The organism is Paenibacillus sp. LT-B23, assembly GCF_059417685.1.
In genome coordinates, this window is record NZ_JBSQBM010000001.1 from 111964 (window position 1) to 131930 (window position 19967).

19 protein-coding genes are annotated in these 19967 nt (G+C 48.0%); all 19 read left to right on the forward strand.

Features of this window, described 5'->3' with window-relative positions; genetic code table 11:
* The first annotated feature begins 123 nt into the window (after window positions 1-123).
* The 19 genes from panB to ACWXW9_RS00685 all read left to right on the forward strand — a co-directional run bounded on the left by panB (window position 124) and on the right by ACWXW9_RS00685 (window position 19963).
* Window positions 124-1053 (forward strand): 3-methyl-2-oxobutanoate hydroxymethyltransferase, encoded by a 930-nt coding sequence (gene panB, locus ACWXW9_RS00595; RefSeq protein WP_494927826.1) that lies wholly within the window; start codon window positions 124-126, stop codon window positions 1051-1053.
* Complete coding sequence (panC, locus tag ACWXW9_RS00600; protein WP_494927827.1) at window positions 1050-1988, forward strand: pantoate--beta-alanine ligase; 939 nt, start codon at window positions 1050-1052, stop codon at window positions 1986-1988. The genes panB and panC overlap by 4 nt, the downstream gene beginning before the upstream one ends.
* The gene (gene panD, locus ACWXW9_RS00605) at window positions 1981-2364 is read left to right on the forward strand and encodes an aspartate 1-decarboxylase (protein WP_494927828.1); all 384 of its coding nucleotides are present in this window, start codon (window positions 1981-1983) and stop codon (window positions 2362-2364) included. The genes panC and panD overlap by 8 nt, the downstream gene beginning before the upstream one ends.
* Before the next feature lie 82 nt (window positions 2365-2446).
* Window positions 2447-3079 (forward strand): tetratricopeptide repeat protein, encoded by a 633-nt coding sequence (locus tag ACWXW9_RS00610; protein WP_494927829.1) that lies wholly within the window; start codon window positions 2447-2449, stop codon window positions 3077-3079.
* 156 nt (window positions 3080-3235) lie between these two features.
* Window positions 3236-6103, forward strand: coding sequence for an ATP-dependent DNA helicase DinG (gene dinG / locus ACWXW9_RS00615; protein ID WP_494927830.1), 2868 nt, complete (start codon window positions 3236-3238; stop codon window positions 6101-6103).
* Between the two features lie 45 nt (window positions 6104-6148).
* Window positions 6149-6802: a redox-sensing transcriptional repressor Rex gene (locus ACWXW9_RS00620; RefSeq protein ID WP_494927831.1), complete on the forward strand. Its 654-nt coding sequence runs from the start codon at window positions 6149-6151 to the stop codon at window positions 6800-6802.
* A complete protein-coding gene (locus ACWXW9_RS00625) occupies window positions 6789-8090 on the forward strand; it encodes an amidohydrolase (RefSeq protein ID WP_494927832.1) in 1302 nt (433 codons plus the stop codon). Before ACWXW9_RS00620 ends, ACWXW9_RS00625 begins: the two co-directional genes overlap by 14 nt.
* Window positions 8091-8127: 37 nt before the next feature.
* Window positions 8128-8652, forward strand: a complete 525-nt coding sequence (locus tag ACWXW9_RS00630; protein WP_494927833.1) for a cell wall elongation regulator TseB-like domain-containing protein — start codon at window positions 8128-8130, stop codon at window positions 8650-8652.
* Window positions 8653-8655: 3 nt separating this feature from the next.
* Window positions 8656-8880, forward strand: coding sequence for a hypothetical protein (locus ACWXW9_RS00635; RefSeq protein WP_494927834.1), 225 nt, complete (start codon window positions 8656-8658; stop codon window positions 8878-8880).
* A 644-nt stretch (window positions 8881-9524) separates the two neighbouring features.
* Window positions 9525-10307 carry a (S)-acetoin forming diacetyl reductase gene (locus tag ACWXW9_RS00640; protein ID WP_494927835.1) on the forward strand — a complete coding sequence of 261 codons (783 nt, stop codon included), beginning with the start codon at window positions 9525-9527 and terminating at the stop codon, window positions 10305-10307.
* Between the two features lie 721 nt (window positions 10308-11028).
* Window positions 11029-11562, forward strand: a complete 534-nt coding sequence (locus ACWXW9_RS00645; RefSeq protein WP_494927836.1) for a hypothetical protein — start codon at window positions 11029-11031, stop codon at window positions 11560-11562.
* The gene (locus tag ACWXW9_RS00650) at window positions 11555-13057 is read left to right on the forward strand and encodes an AAA family ATPase (RefSeq protein ID WP_494927837.1); all 1503 of its coding nucleotides are present in this window, start codon (window positions 11555-11557) and stop codon (window positions 13055-13057) included. Before ACWXW9_RS00645 ends, ACWXW9_RS00650 begins: the two co-directional genes overlap by 8 nt.
* 136 nt (window positions 13058-13193) lie before the next feature.
* Window positions 13194-14066 carry a 3-hydroxyacyl-CoA dehydrogenase family protein gene (locus tag ACWXW9_RS00655; RefSeq protein WP_044648436.1) on the forward strand — a complete coding sequence of 291 codons (873 nt, stop codon included), beginning with the start codon at window positions 13194-13196 and terminating at the stop codon, window positions 14064-14066.
* A complete protein-coding gene (locus tag ACWXW9_RS00660; protein ID WP_431088308.1) occupies window positions 14063-15259 on the forward strand; it encodes an acetate/propionate family kinase in 1197 nt (398 codons plus the stop codon). The genes ACWXW9_RS00655 and ACWXW9_RS00660 overlap by 4 nt, the downstream gene beginning before the upstream one ends.
* A gap of 135 nt (window positions 15260-15394) precedes the next feature.
* Entirely contained in the window at window positions 15395-16690 is a 1296-nt protein-coding gene (asnS, locus tag ACWXW9_RS00665) for an asparagine--tRNA ligase (protein ID WP_494927838.1), read from the forward strand.
* 3 nt (window positions 16691-16693) lie between these two features.
* Window positions 16694-17422: a DnaD domain protein gene (locus tag ACWXW9_RS00670; RefSeq protein WP_494927839.1), complete on the forward strand. Its 729-nt coding sequence runs from the start codon at window positions 16694-16696 to the stop codon at window positions 17420-17422.
* A gap of 232 nt (window positions 17423-17654) precedes the next feature.
* Entirely contained in the window at window positions 17655-18143 is a 489-nt protein-coding gene (locus ACWXW9_RS00675; protein ID WP_494927840.1) for an RNA polymerase sigma factor, read from the forward strand.
* A complete protein-coding gene (locus ACWXW9_RS00680) occupies window positions 18140-18610 on the forward strand; it encodes a hypothetical protein (RefSeq protein ID WP_494927841.1) in 471 nt (156 codons plus the stop codon). The genes ACWXW9_RS00675 and ACWXW9_RS00680 overlap by 4 nt, the downstream gene beginning before the upstream one ends.
* 90 nt (window positions 18611-18700) lie before the next feature.
* Complete coding sequence (locus ACWXW9_RS00685) at window positions 18701-19963, forward strand: multi-tm2 domain protein (RefSeq protein WP_494927842.1); 1263 nt, start codon at window positions 18701-18703, stop codon at window positions 19961-19963.
* Window positions 19964-19967 lie beyond the last annotated feature (4 nt).

Sequence of the window (19967 nt, forward strand, 5' to 3'; positions counted from 1 at the left end):
GAAGGGACGATCTCAAAATGAGTGTCTTTTTTGGCTGTTCGGACCTTTTGATGACGCAAATGTACAGGCGTTCATAAAAGGTTATTTTTTGTGCCAAAAAAAGATGGAAGGGAGCCATGTACCATGGCAGGAAAGCACGCACTGAACATTGTGAAAATGAAAAAAATGAAGCAGGAGGGCATTCCGCTCAGTATGCTGACCGCCTACGATTATCCATCGGCTAAAATAGCCGAGGAGGCGGGAATTGATATGATTCTCGTGGGTGACTCGCTGGGCAACGTCGTTCTCGGCTATGATTCGACCATTCCCGTAACATTGGATGATATCGTGTATCATTCCCGAGCGGTAGCGAGAGGCGTGGAGCATACGTTTATTGTAGCGGACATGCCGTTTATGACATATCACGGCAGCGTGTCGGAAAGCCTCCAGGGCATCCGCCGTCTGATGCAGGAAGGACATGCGCATGCTGTCAAATTGGAGGGCGGCGCAGAAATTGCCGACGTCGTAAAAGCGACTGTTCAGGCAGGTGTACCCGTGCTTGGTCATATCGGCCTTACACCGCAGTCGGTTAATCAGCTTGGCGGCTACCGCATTCAAGGCAAGGACGAAGCGGACGCACGGCGGCTGATGGCAGACGCCAAGGCGCTGGAGCAGGCGGGTGCCTTTGGCATCGTGCTGGAGTTGGTGACCGAGGAAGTGGCAGCGGCAATTTCCAAAGAACTGTCCATTCCGACCATCGGTATTGGTGCAGGACGCGGGTGTGACGGTCAGGTGCTTGTTTATCACGATCTGATTCAATATGCATCGCCTTATTACAGCAAACGTTTTGTCAAAACCTATGCCGATGTCGGCGGCTTGATCCGTAGTAGCATTGAGCAGTATGTGAGCGATGTGAAGGGGCGGGCCTTTCCGGCTGAAGAGCATGTGTTCAGCGCCGACGACAGTGTTGTAGAGGCTCTCTACGGCCATAAGAAAGGTCAGGAAAAGGCGCAAGTGCAGGAACAAGAAGAACAAGAGGAACAAGCTAAGGAAAAGGTGGAATCCCGGTCATGATTATCGTAAGAGAAGTGGCTAAGCTGCGGCAGGCCATTGCTGAACGCCGACAGCTCGGCGCAGACGGAGCAAAAGCGGAACAAGGTTCCGCTGCTATACGGCCACATACAGTCGGCTTTGTGCCGACGATGGGGTATTTACATGAAGGCCATGCGAGCTTGATGCACAAGGCGCGTGAAATGGCAGATACGGTGGTACTTAGCATTTTTGTAAACCCGATTCAATTCGGACCTAACGAGGATCTCGATAGCTACCCCCGCGATGAAGCGCGTGATTTAGAGGTGGCGCGGCGTGAGGGCGTGGATATCGTATTTTTACCAACTGTAGCAGAAATGTATCCACAGCCAACCCGTACGAAAATAAGCGTATCTGCTTTGACGGATCGGTTATGTGGCGCTTCCCGTCCAGGACATTTTGATGGTGTGACCACCGTAGTTGCCAAGCTTTTTAACATGATAGGTCCTGATCTGGCCTTCTTCGGCATGAAGGATGCGCAGCAGGTAGCGGTGCTCCAGCAGATGGTGAACGACCTCAATATGAACGTGACCATCGTTCCTTGTCCTATCGTCAGAGAGGCCGACGGTTTGGCCCTCAGCTCGCGTAATGTGTATTTGAGCGCGGAACAGCGGGAGGAGGCGTTGGTGCTGTCACAGTCACTGCGCAAGGTGCGTGAAGTGAGCGAAGATGATGTGCAGAACACGTTTACGATCCGTCAGTTATACCAAATGGTGGAGACTAAGATTACCTCCTCACCATTGGCTGACATTGACTACATTGAAATCTTGACCTTTCCAAGTCTGGAGCCCCTTCTTCCCGAGCAGCGACTAAGTGATGTCGAAGAAGACATCATTGTAGCGCTGGCTGTAAAGTTTGGGAACACTCGACTGATTGATAATATGAGAATACAGAAGGCGGAGGTGCTTTCCCATGTTTAGAACGATGATGAAATCCAAAATTCACCGGGCAACGGTTACCGAAGCCAACCTTAACTATGTGGGCAGTATTACTATTGATGAGGATCTGATGGAGACTTCCGATCTGCTGGAGAATGAAAAGGTTCAAATTGTGAACAATAACAATGGAGCCCGGCTGGAAACTTACGTTATCCCCGGACCGCGTGGTAGCGGTGTGATTTGTCTCAACGGCGCAGCAGCGCGTTTGGTGCAGCCTGGTGATACGGTCATTATTATTTCCTACGCTTGCATGTCGAATGAAGAGGCCAAAACATACAAACCGACCGTTGTATTCGTCGATGAACATAATAAACCCGCCCAAACGGCGAACAAGGAAGTACACGCTACGATCATGTAATGAATGGGAGTGCGGATGAAACCCGTCCTTTAAGCGAAAAATGTGAGTGTATTAATCCATCTTTCGTAAGGGCGGGATGCACATGTTCCAGCATGTATTCGCAGAAATGAACAGCATGTTAGATGATATCGTGAAGCATTACCCATCAGCCCAGGGCTCCCGCAGGCAGGAGCTGCTACAGCACTGGAGCTTGCTGCGGAGAATGAGTGACGGAATTATGGATGAATGGCTGGCCTTTGAGGAAAAAATGGTTCGCCTGCGTGCTGCAGGTTTTTCCGCGGAGTCTGGTATGTCTGACGCTGAGCTGCCTGAAAAGGAGCTGCCAGCTTTTACTCGGGGTCAAGGGTATTATCGACTGCTCATGTATCCTGAGGCCATCCGCCAATTTGAACAGGTGCTACAGCATTTTCCGAACAGTTGGCAAAGCCAGATGTATATGGGGATGGCGTATTTCCAACTGGAGGACACAGTGGAGGCTGTACGCCATTTTCAGAAGGTGCTGCACCTGACAGACCAGCCCGGGCTGAAAGCGGTCATTTATAATGCGCTGGGCTGTCTTATGGCGAAGCAGGCTGATGTAGAGGAGGCACAAAAATGTTTTGCTCTCGCGCATCAGTTCGATCCTGCTTTGCCCGAGCCGTTGCACAATATGGAAGCCTGTTTGTCCGGTGCCGGAATGCTTCGGTACGACAGCTCCATGATGACCTGGCTATAGTTGTCAGACACCGAGCGAGACGATGCATACCCACCTCCCCAGGCGGCGTGTGCATCGTCTTTTTTGGCTGTCTTAATTTCCAAACAGGCGATCTTCTGCTATGCTGTTATACAGAGTTATTATTTTTGTATGTGTCAAAAGAAAGGATTAAGTTGAATGAAATTTGCGGTATTGGATTTTGAAACTACAGGCACCCAGTCCGCGGATGACATCATTCAAGTCGGACTTGCAATTATAGATCATGATAACAGCATTTCCCGTGTTTACGGTTCTTATGTGAACCCTGGCAGATCCATTCCGCCTTTTATTACCGGGTTGACCGGGATTACAGACGATGACGTCAAGGATGCTCCTCCGCTCGAAGAGATGATGATGGAGCTTGTGCCTATGCTGGACGATGTCGTACTGGTCGGTCATAATGTGGCGTTTGATTTTAATTTTTTGCAAAACGCTTTGGATCGGTGCGGATACTTGCCGTTTACCGGCAGGATTTTGGATACGATGGATTTTCTGAAAATCATGTTTCCATCGCTATCTTCCTATCAGTTGGGTTTTGTTTCTTCTGAGTTTGGGCTGGCGCATGACCGACCTCATCAAGCAGACAGCGACGCGTTGGCTACGGCTGAGGTGTTTTTAAAATGTCTGGATGAGCTTCATGCGCTGCCTTTGATTACGATACAGCGGCTCAGTGATTTGTTCGCAGAGGAAGACAGTGACCTCGGATGGTTTTTGGACGGGGTGCGTGAAGACAAAGAGCATGATCCTATTCAGGATTTGGAGGGTCATCAGTTTTTTCGTCAGCTTGCACTGAAGGTGGAGGATTGGACGGAGCTAAATGCCCCTCGCAGAGAAGACGACCCCAATCCGCTGGCAGGTATTTCCTTTGAGGAATACATGGATGATGTGCGAGACAATTTACGTTCATCCTTGAGTCAATATGAGGAGCGCGAAGCGCAGACGCAAATGATTGAGGGTGTGAATCAGGCGCTGAGTGAAGACAAGCACCTGTTGATCGAGGCGGGTACGGGGACAGGCAAGTCCCTTGGTTATTTGCTCCCTTCGCTGTATCACAGTGTGAAAAATGGACAGCGAGTCATGGTAAGTACGCATACGATCAACCTGCAGGAGCAATTACGCGAGCGTGATATTCCGATGCTGACCAAGGTGATCCCGTTCCCGTTCCGGGCTGCCATTTTTAAGGGCCGGGGACATTATTTGTGTCTGCGTAAGTTTGAACATAAAATAAACAGAAGAGACTTCGCAACGCCGAAGGAAGATTTAATTACAGCCGCCCAGATGATCGTCTGGCTGACGTTGACGGAAACCGGCGATGATGAAGAACTCAATCTGAGTAATCGTGGCGGAGATTTTTGGGAAACGGTGGCCAGTGATTCCGAGTCCTGTCTTGGTCGTTCATGTCCGTGGTTCCGCAAATGCTTTTATCATCGTGCGCGCCATGAGGCGGGAATAGCGGATGTGGTTATTACGAATCACTCCAAGCTGTTCACGGACGTAAAAGCAAGTCATCAGCTATTGCCGAGCTATGAGCATCTGGTGATTGATGAAGCCCATCACCTGGAGGAAGTTGCTGGAAAGCATCTGGGCATGCATATGAAATATTTCACACTCGTGCATACGCTGACCCGGTTGTTCAAGGACAGCAAGAACGGACAATTGCCTTCGCTGCGTCAGCAGTTGGCAAAGTCGGGGCATGAGAAGTCGACGGATTGGGCCACTACTATCGACCAGTTATATCCGCTCGTGCTGGAGGTTAAGGAGTCTTGGGATTTGCTGAGCGACAAGCTGTTTGGCATGCTGCCAGAGCGAAGTGATGCGACACCGGGCGAAACAGGGCAGTTTTCTTCCCGTCTCAAGCCATCGGCCAAGCCTGCCAAGTGGGATCAGGCGGCTGCGCTGGAAAATCAGCTTTATGTAACGATGAGCGAAATTTTGCGCAAGGGCGACAAGCTGATGCTCGATGTGAAGGAAGAACATGACGATTATGCGGCTGACAGCCTCATTACGGATATCACGGGGCTGCTCAAGGATTTGGCAGGCATTAGGGAAAGCTTGCGCTTTTTCATACGGCTGGATGATGAAACGACCGTATACTGGCTTGAAGCGAGCGGGCAATTCCGCAGCAAGTCGCTGCAATTTTATGCGGTGCCCGTCGATGTGAGCCGCCAGCTGAAAGAAATGTTTTTTGACAAAAAAAGAAGCATTATTCTGACATCTGCTACCTTATCGGTGGATAAGTCGTTTCAGTACATGACCGATCAGCTCGGCTTGCAGGAGGCCGCAGATCAAGGACGGCTGATGACTACGCAGCTCCCGTCACCCTTTAACTACAGGGATCAGGTGCTGCTAGTCATTCCAAGGGATTTCCCGAGCGTGAAGGGCAGTGTAGGAGATGAGCATTTTGTAGATATGCTCGTCAGCTCGCTAGGCGCGACTGCTCAAGCGACGCGGGGGAGAATGCTCGTTCTCTTTACTTCCTACCGCATGCTCCGGCAGGTGTATGAGCCGCTTAAAGAGGCGTTGTCTTCCAGCGACATCACTGTGCTGGGGCAGGGCGTGGACAGTGGAAGCCGCAGCAAGCTGACCCGACGTTTTCAGGAAGCCAAAGCTTCTGTGTTGCTGGGAACCAGCAGCTTCTGGGAAGGCGTCGATATTCCGGGCAAAGCGCTAACGTGTCTGGCCATCGTGCGCTTGCCGTTCCAACCGCCCAATCACCCGCTGCTGGAGGCTAAAAGTGAGCTACTCCAGCAGCAGAAGAAAAATCCTTTTATGAAGCTGTCTGTTCCACAGGCTGTCATTCGCTTCAAACAGGGATTTGGACGTTTGGTACGTACGGCGAGCGACCACGGGGTCGTTATCGTTTACGATACGCGTGTGATCGAATCCTATTACGGGAAGCATTTTTTGTACTCATTACCGGGACCAAAAATGGAGCATATGCCGACGGAGCAAATGGTGCCTCGCATCGCCGAATGGCTCCAATCCGCCCCGGAGACAGAGGCATAACGGACGGACATCTAAACATGTCCGTTACAATTAGGGGGAGCAAGTATGAAATCAGATAAAATTTCAGAGGCTGTCGTACGGAGGTTACCCGTATATTTACGTTATCTGAATGCACTGCACAAACGGGAGGTGACTACGGTCTCTTCCCAGGAGCTGGGACAAAGACTGGATCTGAATCCGGCTCAAATTCGTAAGGATCTCGCGTATTTTGGAGATTTTGGCCGTAAGGGTATCGGCTATGATGTTACTTATCTTATCGAGAAAATACGCCATATCCTGAAAATCGACCAGCAAATTAACGTGGTATTGGTCGGAGCAGGTAATCTGGGGCAAGCCCTTTCGAATTATAATGCTTATTTAAAAGACAATATGAAAATTGTAGCTGTATTTGATGCTGTTCCAGATAAAGTTGGAACCAGGATCAATACGCTGGTCGTACAGCCGATGGATGAACTGGAAGCGACCGTGAAAGAACAAAACATTCGGATCGGGATTATTACCGTACCGGATTTTGAAGCACAGCACGTCGCTGACAGGCTCATTGAGAGTGGGATTGGAGCAATTTTGAACTTTGCACCCACTACTCTCAAGACACCGGCAAACATTCGGGTACATGCCACAGATTTTACAACGGATTTGTTAAGCCTTGCTTATTATTTGGAGGACGGAAAGGAAGATACGCAACATGACAGCGAATAAATGGATGATTAAAAACGGCTCCTTTGCCGTGAACAGACCGGAAGCCGGGGTAATCCACGGCTATATGATCGTGGAGGATAGCCGAATCACCTACATTGGCGAGACTTTGCCAGCGGGTGAGGAAGAGACGGACGCGATTGACGGTAACGGGCTGCTGTTTTTACCTGGCCTGATGAATACACATGGTCATGCGGCGATGTCTCTGCTACGTGGGTATGGGGACGATCTGGCTCTCCAAGTATGGCTTCAGGAAAAAATGTGGCCGATGGAAGCCAAGTTTACGTCTACGGATGTGTACTGGGGTACGTCCTTGTCTGTGCTGGAAATGCTGAAAGGCGGTACAACGACTTTCCTGGACATGTACGATCATATGGACGAGGTGGCTCGTGTAGCTGAAGAGTCCGGCATCCGTGCCAGTCTGATGCGTGGAGCGATTGGACTATGTTCAGAGGAAGAGCAGCGGATCAAGCTGGCTGAGGCTGTGACTTTTGCGCGTAATTGGCATGGAAAAGCAGACGGTCGAATTACGACCATGATGTCTCCGCATGCGCCGTATACGTGCCCGCCTGCGTTTATCGAAAAATTCGTACAGGCAGCGCATGATCTGGACTTACCGTTGCATACGCATATGTCCGAAACGATTGCCGAAGTAGAGCAAAACGTACGCGACTACGGCTTGCGTCCGGTTGCACATCTGGATAAGCTCGGCTTTTTCTCCCGTCCATCGCTTGTTGCCCATGGCGTTCATTTGAATGACGAAGAAATAGCTTTGCTGGCTGAACGTGGTGTAGCGGTTTCGCATAATCCAGGCAGCAACTTGAAGCTCGCAAGTGGTGTAGCAAGAGTTCCTGACCTGCTGCGTGCAGGCGTTACTGTCTCTCTCGGAACAGATGGTCCCGCCAGTAACAATAACCTGGATATGTTTGAGGAAATGCGTCTGGCAGCGCTCATTCACAAAGGAGTATCTGGCGACCCAACCGCAGTTCCTGCGGGTGAGGCGTTGCGTCTGGCAACGGAGTACGGAGCGAAGTCGATTGGCTTGAAAGAGGTAGGAGTGCTGGCAGCAGGCAACAAGGCAGACTTTATCGCGCTCGATCTGAATCAGGCGCATTTCTTGCCGCGTACGGATCTCATTTCCCATGCCGTATATTCTGCAAGCGCCAAAGACGTGGCTCATGTATGGGTAGACGGTCGTCAGGTTGTGAAAAACGGAGAGTGCCTGACTATGGATGAGGAACGTATCAAGCATGAGGCCCAAGCCGCCTTTGAAGGGCTGCTGTCGCGCTAATTCAGGTGTCACATCCCCTTAGAGAGGAAGCACAGGTTTGAAAAATAAGAAGAAATGGATAGCGGTCGCCATTCTGGCCGTCATACTGATCCTGGTCAGCATTTTCTGGTATTATTCCTATGTTACTCAAGACCAGGTGACTGAGAGAAATGCCGCTATCGTAAAGGCCAAGCAATCGGGTGGTCTGGTCAGCACGACGCAGACGTGGAAGTCGGTGTGGGATCAGGTATATTGGGTAGTTCAAGGGGAAAATGCTCAGAACGAAAATATTATGGTGTGGGTTCCTTTTCAAAAAGTGGAGGGCCAACCGAATGTACCTGTCACAGATAATAGTGGTGTTCATACCGAGCTACTGAAAAACGGAGTCGACGAGCAAAAAATGACGGCGATGATCCAGCAGCAGCTTCCGGGTGCAGATATTGTGAGTCTTCAGCCGAGTGTGTTTAACGGTCAATATGTGTGGCAGCTGTTTTATGATGACGGCAGTCATCATTACTATACCTTTTATCGCTTCTCGGATGGGGGATCGGTGGGGGTAAAGTATACTTTGCCCAATTACTAGAGTGTGTTTAGAATGGGGATTGGTGGTATTGGAGTGTTAGGAGCGCTGCGTAGTCCATTTGATCTTACGATCGCTGTTGCCGCCGGATTTTTTTCGATTAGATTCTTATGGGGAAAATCCGGCGGCAAAGGCGAACGCTTCGCTTCTTCAGATTCAAATGGCCCACTCCGCTGGCTGACCGCCATGGAGTCACTCCAAACACCATCTTTTCATGGGAGGTGGGGGTAGGGGCTACGGACGCCGCTGCGCTTGTCTCCGTTTTGGGTTTTACACCAAACTAATTCTGTATGAACTGGAAAATCGTTTTTACTAAAAAAGATATGTGAATTTAGAAGACATTGTCTTATAAAAAGAATGGCTAGTTTGAATGGTTGAAGCTAAAAAAGACGTAAATACGTTTAAATTCGTATTTGCGTCTTTTTTAGCTTTTTTTGTTGGGTAAGTGTTTATCATGGAATGACTGATTGAGTTTAACTTAAAAAATGTTATATAAGCCGAACTCGAAAATGTACATAAAAACGGAGTAGGCGGAATGGTGCTGTACAAGCGGTAGTGTTCGCTTTAAAAGCTTTCCGTAGGAAAGCTCGCTTCGAAAGCATCACCTCCCGGATTTCTACCCATGTGTACTCATTCAAGAAATCCGGGGGCAACAGCGATGGGAAGCACCATCCGCCTGCGCAGTGGCTCCGCATGTATCTTTCAAGCTCAACTATCACTTGAATTTCCCTTAAACAGGTTAAATATGAAGTATATTACATAGATCATAATAATTTTTTCCTTATAATGGTTTAATTATAGGTGCAGACTAACGTAACCCATAATTTTGTGGCTATGTTATCATGACTACTTGTACAAAAAGGAGATTCATGGACATGGGAAAAGTGGATGGGAAAGTTGCATTAGTAGCGGGTGGAGGTCAAGGGATTGGACGGGCTATTGCTTTACGCCTGAGCCAAGACGGCTTCGCAGTGGCGGTTGTAGATTTAAATGAAGAAACAGCGCAAAGTGCTGCTGGTGAGATTACAAAGGCAGGAGGGCGATCGCTTGCCCTTAAAGTCGATGTTTCCGACCGGGATCAGGTTTTTGCGGCTGTAAAGGAAGCATCTGAGAAGCTCGGTGGCTTTGATGTCATTGTAAATAATGCAGGGATTGCTCCCGCCAAGCTATTGGAGGATGTTACGCTGGCTGATTTTGATAAGCTGTTCCACATCAATGTGACCAGTGTGCTTTGGGGCATTCAGGCAGCCGCTGCCAAGTTCAAGGAGTTGGGTCATGGTGGTAAAATCATCAATGCCTCTTCTCAGGCAGGCCATGTTGGTAATGCCAATCTCGGTATTTACTCCGCGACCAAATTCGCGGTTCGTGCCCTGACACAAACCGCCGCTCAGGAATATGCCCAATATGGTATTACAGCTAACGCCTACTGCCCCGGCATTGTACAAACCCCAATGTGGAGCGGTATCGATAAAGAAATTACGGCATCCAAAGGCGAAGCTACAGGGGATGCAACCAAGGAATTCGGCAGCAAAATTGCCCTTGGCCGTCTGTCTACACCAGAAGACGTATCCGCCTTCGTATCCTTTCTGGCAAGCCCCGATTCCGATTACATGACAGGACAATCCCCTCTGATCGACGGCGGGATGATGTTCCTTTAAAAGATTTAATAGTGAGGTAATAGACCTCTTGTATAAACGTAGTATTAGGTCGCCATGCAATATAAGGGCTATAATGGTGCAAGTAAATTTCGTTTCAATATGGTTATAGCCAGCTACTTCCCTAAGGTAATAGGTGCTGAAAAGAAGACAAAGAAAATGCAGAAAAGTAAAATAGCAAAGAAACAAAGAAGATGATAAAGATCAATCAAAAGCCAAAATAAATAATAAAAAGACGTAAATACGATAAAATTCGTATTTACGTCTTTTTATTATCACCTCAAGCTAAGCTTGGCTGCAAGCCAGCGAAGCATATTTACCTACCCAACTTTCCTCATAAGGCGAAATATTCTTTTATGGCTGTGCAGTAGCGGAGTGGAGGATTTGAATCTGGAGAAGCGATAGCGTTCGCCTTTGTCATGGGATTCTAACCGTTAAATGTTTTATTTAATCAAAAGAATCCTATGGCAACAGCGATCGTAAGATCAAATCCTACACGCAGCGTCACACATTACAGCCATAACCAATGATTTTGCCCAACCACAACTCACCCACACATTGCCTTCGATATTAGATATACGTTATGATATACTATATTTTATAAGTGATAGACAAAAATGATAGAAAAAGACTTGCGGATCATTGTAAGATCATGCAGTCTGGTTGTTTGTTGACATTCGTCCCGTTTCTTCTGGGTTTTCACATTTTGAGAGGAGGATGTTATTTGAAATTTCGTGCAGTTCCTATCGTTGTTGCGGCGGTTCTGGCAGCATCGCTGTTGTTTGGAGGATGGTTCATTTACCGTCAGGTTACAATGCAAAGTCCTCTGGAAAAACTGGTTTCCCAATATCCCGGCGTGACAAGCGCTCAAATAGATATTAAACCGGATCAGGTTGTTTTGAATCTGGATCTCAAACCGCAGGCAGATGTCGCCGGATTGGTCAATGTAGTTAAGCAAAAAGGACAGTCCATCATTGGCAGCCGTACAGTTAAGCTGGAAATTGCGGATCATTCTAATCCAGCGTTGAACCAGTGGTGGTCTGAGGCTATGTTTCCGGTAGCGGAAGCGATGGAAAATAAAAAATACACCCAAATTTCATCTACCGTCGAGCAGATGAAAAAGAAAAAAGCCGGTATCGAGGCCGATACCGATATGGATTCAAACAACGTCTATATCCGACTCAGCGAAGGCAAAGCGACCAAGTTTATCGTTTTGCCACGTCAATCTCAGCAAATGGGGGTATGGTCTAATGCCTAGATGGATCAAGGAAGCACTAATCGGCATTGTGCCGGTGACCATTATATTTCTCATTTTTATCGGGGTGAATATTATCCCTTTTCTTATCGCAGGTTTGATGCTCAGCGGCTTGTTAATGCTCATGCATGCACGTGGAGGCTTGGCTGTAGGGGCCGGGCAAGAACGTAAACGCAAAAAGAATGGCCCGGACAAGCTGACTTTTGAGGAAATCGGTGGGCAAGAAAGCGCCAAGCAGGAGCTGCGCGAAGCGCTGGATTTTTTGAATCGGCATGATGAAATTTCCAAGTTTGGCATTCGTCCATTAAAAGGTGTTTTGCTTACAGGCCCTCCGGGAACCGGGAAAACATTGATGGCGAAGGCAGCAGCGCACTATACCAATTCCGTATTTGTTGCCGCTTCAGGCAGTGAGTTTGTTGAAATGTACGTGGGTGTCGGTGCAGGCCGTGTCCGTGAGCTGTTTCGGGAGGCCCGCACTCGTGCAGCCAAGGAAAAGAAAGAAAATGCCATTATTTTTATTGACGAGATCGACGTGATTGGCGGCAAGCGTGAGGGTGGACAGCAGCGTGAATATGACCAAACCTTGAATCAGTTGCTGACAGAAATGGACGGCATTTATTCGGCAGATACTCCACGCATTTTGATCATTGCAGCTACAAACCGTAAAGAAATGCTGGACAGCGCCTTAACGCGTCCAGGGCGTTTTGACCGTCATATTCAAGTGGATTTGCCTGATAAGAAGGGCCGTCTTCATATTCTTAAAATCCATGCCAAAAACAAACCGATTCAGGAAGATGCGAATCTGGACAAAATTGCTGAGGAATCCTACGGGTTTTCCGGTGCACAGCTGGAAAGTGTCATGAACGAAGCGGCAATCTATGCGATGAGACAGGAACAGGAAATGATTGCGCAAAAGCATCTGTCGATGGCAATTGACAAGGTGATGATGGGTGAGAAAACGGATCGTGAATCCACGCTGGAAGAGAAAAAACGTGTAGCGATTCATGAACTGGGACATGCTATTATGGCTGAAATCGTTCGTCCGGGCAGTGTCAGCCAGGTAGCACTTAGCCCGCGTGGGAAAGCGCTCGGCTATGTGCGGCACAATCCACAGCAAGAGCATTATTTGTATACCAAGCAGTTCCTGGAGGAGCAGATCATGATCTCGCTCGCAGGGGCTACGGCGGAAGAAATGTACTATGGCGGTCGCAGTACAGGCTCTAGTAACGATTTTGAGCAGGCGCTGAACATTGTTCATACGATGATGACTTCCGGTTTGACTTCACTCGGTATTATTAACATGGAAATGGTAACAAAAGAAGAGCTCATGCGCGAAAATGGTGAGATTATGGACGACCTGCATAGCCGTACTTTGGAGTTGCTCGAAAAGCATCGTCCAGTGTTCGACAACTCTCTTGACATCCTCATGAAGGAAGAAACCCTGTCTGGGGATCAATTTAGATGTCAATTTAGTGAAAATGCTCTATTACCAGCATAATTTTTTATGCTGGTTATTTTTTTTTACTTTTAGTCCGTGCTAAGATATTATTATCTATTGGGACATAAACATGTATTTTTCGACAAAGAAGGATACAATATAAGAGAGTGACCAGGAAAGGGTGGAGTAAAGAACCATGCAATTTAAAAAAATCGGCGTCATCGGCGGCGGCACCATGGGACAGGGTATTTCTGAAATGCTCGCGTCCAAAGGAATTGATGTGCTGTTGGTAGAGCAGACACCAGAGAAACTAGACTACGCCTACAATATGATTGAAACGAGTCTGGACAAGCAACTGGAAAAATGGGCAATCACACAAGCGGAGAAAAAATTGATTTTATCCCGCATCCAGAAAGTTTCCCATTTGGCTGAGCTTGGAAGCTGTGACATGGTCATTGAAACCATTACAGAAAATCTGGACGAGAAGAAAGCTGTTTTCCAAGAACTGGACTATGTGTGTCCAAACAACATTATTCTTGCAAGTAATACATCCACGCTGAGCCTGACCGAGCTTGCCAGCTCGACCAAGTATCCTGAGCGTGTTATTGGCATGCACTTTATCTATCCAGTATCCCGCATTGATCTTGTGGAAATTATTCGTGGCTTGAAAACTTCGGACGATACGTTTGAAAACACAAAAATGTTTGTTGAAGAAGTAGTGGAGAAAAAAGGGGTTATGATTTATGAATCCCCGGGCTTTGTAACAAGCCGTATCATTTGCCTGCTGATTAATGAAGCAGCTCATGTTCTTCAAGAGGGCGTAGCTTCCGCTGAAGATATCGACGATGCTATGCGAATCGGCTACAGCTTCCAAAGCGGTCCTTTGGAAATGGCTGACCGCTTTGGTCTGGATTCCGTTTTGGCTGCTCTGGAGCGCATGTTCCGTGAATTCGGCGAATTGAAATATCGTCCGTCCATCGTCCTGAAGAAAATGGTGCGTGCAGGTAATCTGGGCGTGAAATCAGGCGAAGGCTTCTTTAAGTACGACAAGGATGGTGACCGGGTATGAAAATTCTCGTAATTAATGCAGGGAGTTCTTCCCTGAAATACCAGCTGTATGATATGACGGACGAGTCCGTTCTGGCAAAAGGATTGGTCGAGCGCATCGGTATGGATTCATCCATCCTGACGCATAAGCCAACCAACAAAGAAGAATACACTGAGGTTAGCGAAATTCTGGAGCATACTACAGCGATCCGCAAAGTGCTGAATGCACTCACTGATGCGGAACATGGTGTAATCTCCAGCACTAGCGAAATTCAGGCTGTGGGACACCGCGTTGTTCATGGAGGCGAAATCTTCAAGCAGTCAGCGGTTGTAACGCCTGAAGCGAAGAGTGAAATCCGCCGCTTGTTCGACCTTGCGCCATTGCATAACCCGGCCTCTATGATGGGTATTAAAGCGGCTGAATTGAATATGCCTGATGTACCGCAGGTTGTTGTATTTGATACCTCGTTCCATCAAACGATGCCTGAAAAAGCTTATATGTACGCCATTCCAAGAGTGTTGTACAATAAGTACAAGGTTCGTCGCTACGGTGCACACGGTACTTCCCATGATTATGTAAGCAAAGAAGCTGCCAAATTCGTCGGTCGTCCTTTGGAAGAGTTGAAAATCATCACTTGTCACATCGGTAACGGTGGTAGTGTAACAGCGGTTCAAGGCGGTTTGTCCGTAGATACTTCCATGGGTATGACTCCACTGGAAGGACTTATGATGGGGACACGTAGTGGTGATTTGGACCCGGCAATCGTGCCTTATGTGATGAACAAACAAGAATTGACCGTCAATGAAGTCAACTCCATGCTGAACAAGCACAGTGGACTTTTGGCTATTTCCGGTATCAGCAGTGATATGCGTGAAATCACGGAAGGTATGGAAAAAGGCGAAGCTAATTCTACATTGGCATTTGAAATGTATGAATACCGTCTGCGCAAATACATTGGTTCGTATGCCGCGGCAATGAATGGGGTAGACGTGATCGTATTCACGGCAGGTGTAGGCGAAAACTCCGTCGTTCTGCGTAAGAGAGTGTTGGAGCAATTGACATTCCTCGGTATCGAGCTGGATGAATCGTTGAACGCTATTCGTTCTGGCGAGCCTCGCCGGATTACAACAGCAAATTCGAAGGTTGATGTATTGATCGTTCCGACGAACGAAGAGCTGGTTATTGCTCGCGACACGTACCGTCTGGTTCAGTAGTTCGACCCGAAGTTTAAACTTTATGCATACGGGCTTTCACTTAAATAGGTTCCGTATGTACCAAACAGCGAGAGCAAACAGCCTGACCCAGGGGGAAGGGCTGTTTGATTTTCGGTTAAGAGGAGAGAGACGGTCATGACGAATAAAAGTACGATTGCCCTAGTGGGCCGCCATGTAGGGGAAACGGTTACAATCGGCGCTTGGGTAAATAATAAACGATCTAGCGGTAAAATCCAGTTCCTGCAACTGCGCGATGGTACCGGATATATTCAAGGGGTTATCGTGAAAAGCGAGGTGTCCGAGGACATTTGGAATGATGCCAAATCCTTGACACAGGAAAGCTCTTTGTATGTTACCGGAGTTGTGCGCGAAGAACCGCGTAGCCAATCCGGCTTTGAATTGACGGTAACAGGCATTGAAATCATTCATTTGACAGAAAACTACCCGATCACGCCTAAAGAACACGGTGTAGATTTCCTGATGGATCACCGTCACCTGTGGTTGCGTTCCGCCAAGCAACGCGCGGTTCTGATCGTACGAGCGGAAATTATTCGTGCGGTACAGGAATTTTTTAACGGCAATGGCTTCACAAAGGTGGACCCGCCAATTTTGACCCCTTCTTCCGCAGAAGGCACAACTGAGCTGTTCCATATCAAATATTTTGACGAGGATGCTTATCTGACACAAAGCGGACAGTTGTATATGGAAGCGGCTGCCATGGCGCTTGGCAAAGTATACTCGTTTGGTCCAACGTTCCGTGCGGAAAAGTCCAAAACACGTCGTCACCTGATTGAGTTCTGGATGATCGAGCCGGAGATGGCTTTTGTAGATCATGAGGAATCTTTGCGCGTACAGGAGCAATTTGTGAGTCATATCGTACAATCAGTGCTGAAAAATTGTGCAAAAGAGCTTGAAACGATCGGACGCGATGTTTCGAAGCTGGAGCAAATTCAGGGAGAATTCCCACGCATTACGTATGATGAGGCGATTGCTTTCCTTCAAGGAGAAGGATTCGATATCCCTTGGGGCGAGGACTTTGGCGCTCCGCATGAAACGGCTATTGCTGAGAGATACAATAAGCCAGTGTTCATTACACATTGGCCGACTCACATTAAAGCATTTTATATGAAGCCTGATCCAACTCGTCCAGAGGTTGTCCTGTGCGCTGATATGATCGCTCCTGAAGGCTACGGCGAAATTATCGGGGGTTCCCAACGGATTGATGATCCGGCCTTGATGGAAGAACGTTTTAACGAGCATAACCTGGCGCGTGAAGCTTACCAATGGTATATGGATCTGCGCACCTACGGCACCGTTCCGCATTCCGGCTTTGGACTGGGACTGGAGCGTACGGTAGCATGGATTTGTGGACTTGATCATGTACGTGAAACGATTCCGTTCCCACGTATGCTGTATCGTCTGTATCCGTAACCAATGACCGGATCATTCGACAAGACATCAGCGGCAGGGTGGGCGGAGGGAGTAGCCTTTGCTATGGAAGCCGGAATGGTCCAGATTCCCTATGCCCTGCTCAAGCATTACCAGACGCTTCGGCTGACGGATGGCGAAATGCTTCTGCTTATGCAGTTGCTTGCTTTTAAACAAGCCGAACGCAATGAATTTCCAACCTGGGAACAATTGCAGGCCCGTATCGGATGTACTGCGAACGAAATTGCACTCCATTTCAGCAAGCTGATGAAGGAAGGTTTTCTGCGGATTGATACTGTGGAGGACCGCAACTCGTCCGTTCAATTCGAACGCTACAATCTAACGGGGATGTACCGTAAGTTGGCGGAATGTATGATACCCGAGCGCATGGAGCAGTACGATGACGATGATATTTTGTTTGCTGGGAAACCGGATGTGCTAAATGGTATATCGGAATCTTTACCTTCAGAGGAACGGAATTTGTTTACGATTTTCGAGAAGGAATTCGGCCGACCGTTGTCACCGATGGAATACGAGACGATCACCAGTTGGGTGGATCAGGATCGTTATCCCGAGGAGCTGATTTTGCTCGCTTTGAAGGAAGCGGTGTTTGCAGGGAAGGTACATTTCCGGTATATTGACCGCATTTTGCTGGAGTGGAGCCGCAACCGTGTCCGTAATGCACAAGATGCAAAGGAATACGCCCAGCGTTTCCGTGGCGGCGGACGCAGCTAAAGCGATAGACCGAGGTTTTCAGGCGTAAAATATTCTAGCATACAGCAGCTTTAGCCATAAAGGACACACCATTCCAACAGGAGGGTGTGTCCTTTTTTAAATATTTTTTTAGAAATATGCAGGGGGAGGAAAATTCTCCGGCGTCTATAGTATTGGGAAGGGGGAGAGCATCATTGATATAGAGAGAATCATTGAACGAATACGGTCTGGCGACCGGCAGGCGTTCCGTGAGATGGTAGAGCTGTACAGCAAGCATGTGTATCATGTGGCCTATTCGGTACTGCATGATAGCAAAGAAGCGGAAGATGCCGCGCAGGAAGCGTTCGTACAGGTGTATAAGTCTCTCCCCCAGTACCGGAACGAAGGTTTTAAAACGTGGTTGACCCGAATTGCGCTCCACAAGGCGCTGGATATCAAGCGCAAACAGGACAGGCGGCCCGCAGAACTGATAGATGTGGCAGAAACCCTCGTTCAACTCCCTTCCCGGGATGAGGATGTGCTGGTCCGTCTGATCCGCGAGGAACGAAATGTGGAACTATCGCATAAAATTGCCCAGTTGCCCCAGCAGCATCGGGATATTATCCAGGCCTATTATATGCAGGGCAAAACCTATGACCAAATTGCAGAAGAGATGCAGGTAGCCTTAAAAACGGTGGAGTCCAGACTCTACCGGGCACGGCAGTGGATTCGAAATCACTGGAAGGAGGAGGAATGGCAATGACTGACCAACATGATAAACCGTGGACTGAAGGGCATATGAATGACTGGCACGCCTATATTACAGGAGCTTGCACGACAGAGGAATCTGAACGGCTGGAAAAGCTTCTGCTGGAAGACGAACAGGTGCTGGTTTTATATCTTGCCGCACTGGAGCAGTTAGAATCGACATTGGGCGATTGTTCTGCCTGGATGGATACGGAGCGCTTCACAGATCAGGTAATGGCTGCTCTTCCCGATATGGAAGCAGAAGCGAGTCAAGCTACCCTCAATAAACGCCGCTGGTTTGAAAAACCTGTGTTTCACTATGTAATTGCGGCAAGCCTGACACTAATCCTGCTGTCCAGTGGTGCTTTTGACAAAATGATGCCGCAAACCGGCGGTAAGCCCATTCCTCCAAAAGAACGCGTCTCTTACAGTGAAGAGGTCATGCGGGCTACGACAAGCTGGCTGGACAAATTAAAGCCCTAAAATAAATTAAAGTGGCAGATAAAAAGGTTTAATTCAAACCTTCAGATGAGGATTTAATCAAAATCCCAAGATTAGAGAGGAAGTGTATCGGTGCCTTATACGGAACGAAGCAAGCTTCTGGCATTTCTGTTGAACATCATTCCCGGTGTGGGACACTATTACTGGACCAGAAAAGCCAGTGCGTTTGTATATACGATTCTGTTTTTTGGATGTCTGGCGGGAGGATTATTTTTTTCGGTGGTTTTAAGAGACGAATTGCCTTTATTGGCCAGTATGCTTGTTTCCGCTCTTTTTTGGGGGCTGAGTATGCTCCATATCATTATTAGCTTGTTGCGTTATGACCCTCGTGTAGTCTCTGCTCCATATCCCCCTTATACGGGCCTGAATCCATATGGTTTTTCCAAAAAAGGTGCGCCTTATGGAGATGGAGGCTTGGCGGGCCAGGTTCCGGAAGGATCGCAGAACGCTGATACGGATATCCCTGAAGCAGGAGCGGATTTTGACGCAGGCTATAATCAATTTGCACAGGGACACTACGGTGTGGCAGGTTCGCCTACTTTTCAAAAAGGATCAGACAATGAACGTTTTTTTACGATTTTACTGTCGTTCATTCCAGGACTGGGACACCTTCATTTGGGGCTGATGCAGCGTGGTTTGTCTTTCCTGATGTCCTTCTTTGGCTTTGGAGCGATTCTCGTTTTTATTTCCAGCATCACAAACGAATCGGGATTTATGGCGTTTGCGGGCGTGTTGCCGATCATATGGCTGTATTGTATGTTTGATGCGGTGCAGCATGTACACCGTAAACAAGCGGGAGAAATCCTTCAGGATCGGACTTTATTTGAAGAACTGGAGCATGGAAGAGTCGAGGGGCGGCGTAGCAAAATGCTGGCTACCATTCTATCGGTATTTCCCGGGGCGGGACATATGTATATCGGTCTGCAAAAACGTGGTCTTCAGCTGATGCTTCTGTTCTTAGGCGGCATTTACGTGCTGGATGTGCTGCATTTGTCTCTGTTTTTGTTCCTGATCCCGGTGGTCTGGTTTTACAGCTTTTTTGATGCATTGCAGCAAGTAAGCCGTTATGGACGGGAACCGTTGATTGACAAGCCTGTGATCGGTATGTTTGCACAATATCACCGCTGGGTAGGTTTGGGGTTGCTATTGCTGGGTGCCTATTACATCTTGATCAACGTACTTGTTCCTACTCTGGATCGTCTGTTTCCGAACGGAGAGATTTATAATTTGGTTGACATGTATCTACGGACGATTATCGTATCCTTATTGTTGATTGGCGGTGGTATTTGGATGATGATTGGTAATTCCAAATCTAAACGGGTAAAGGAGAAATAATAGG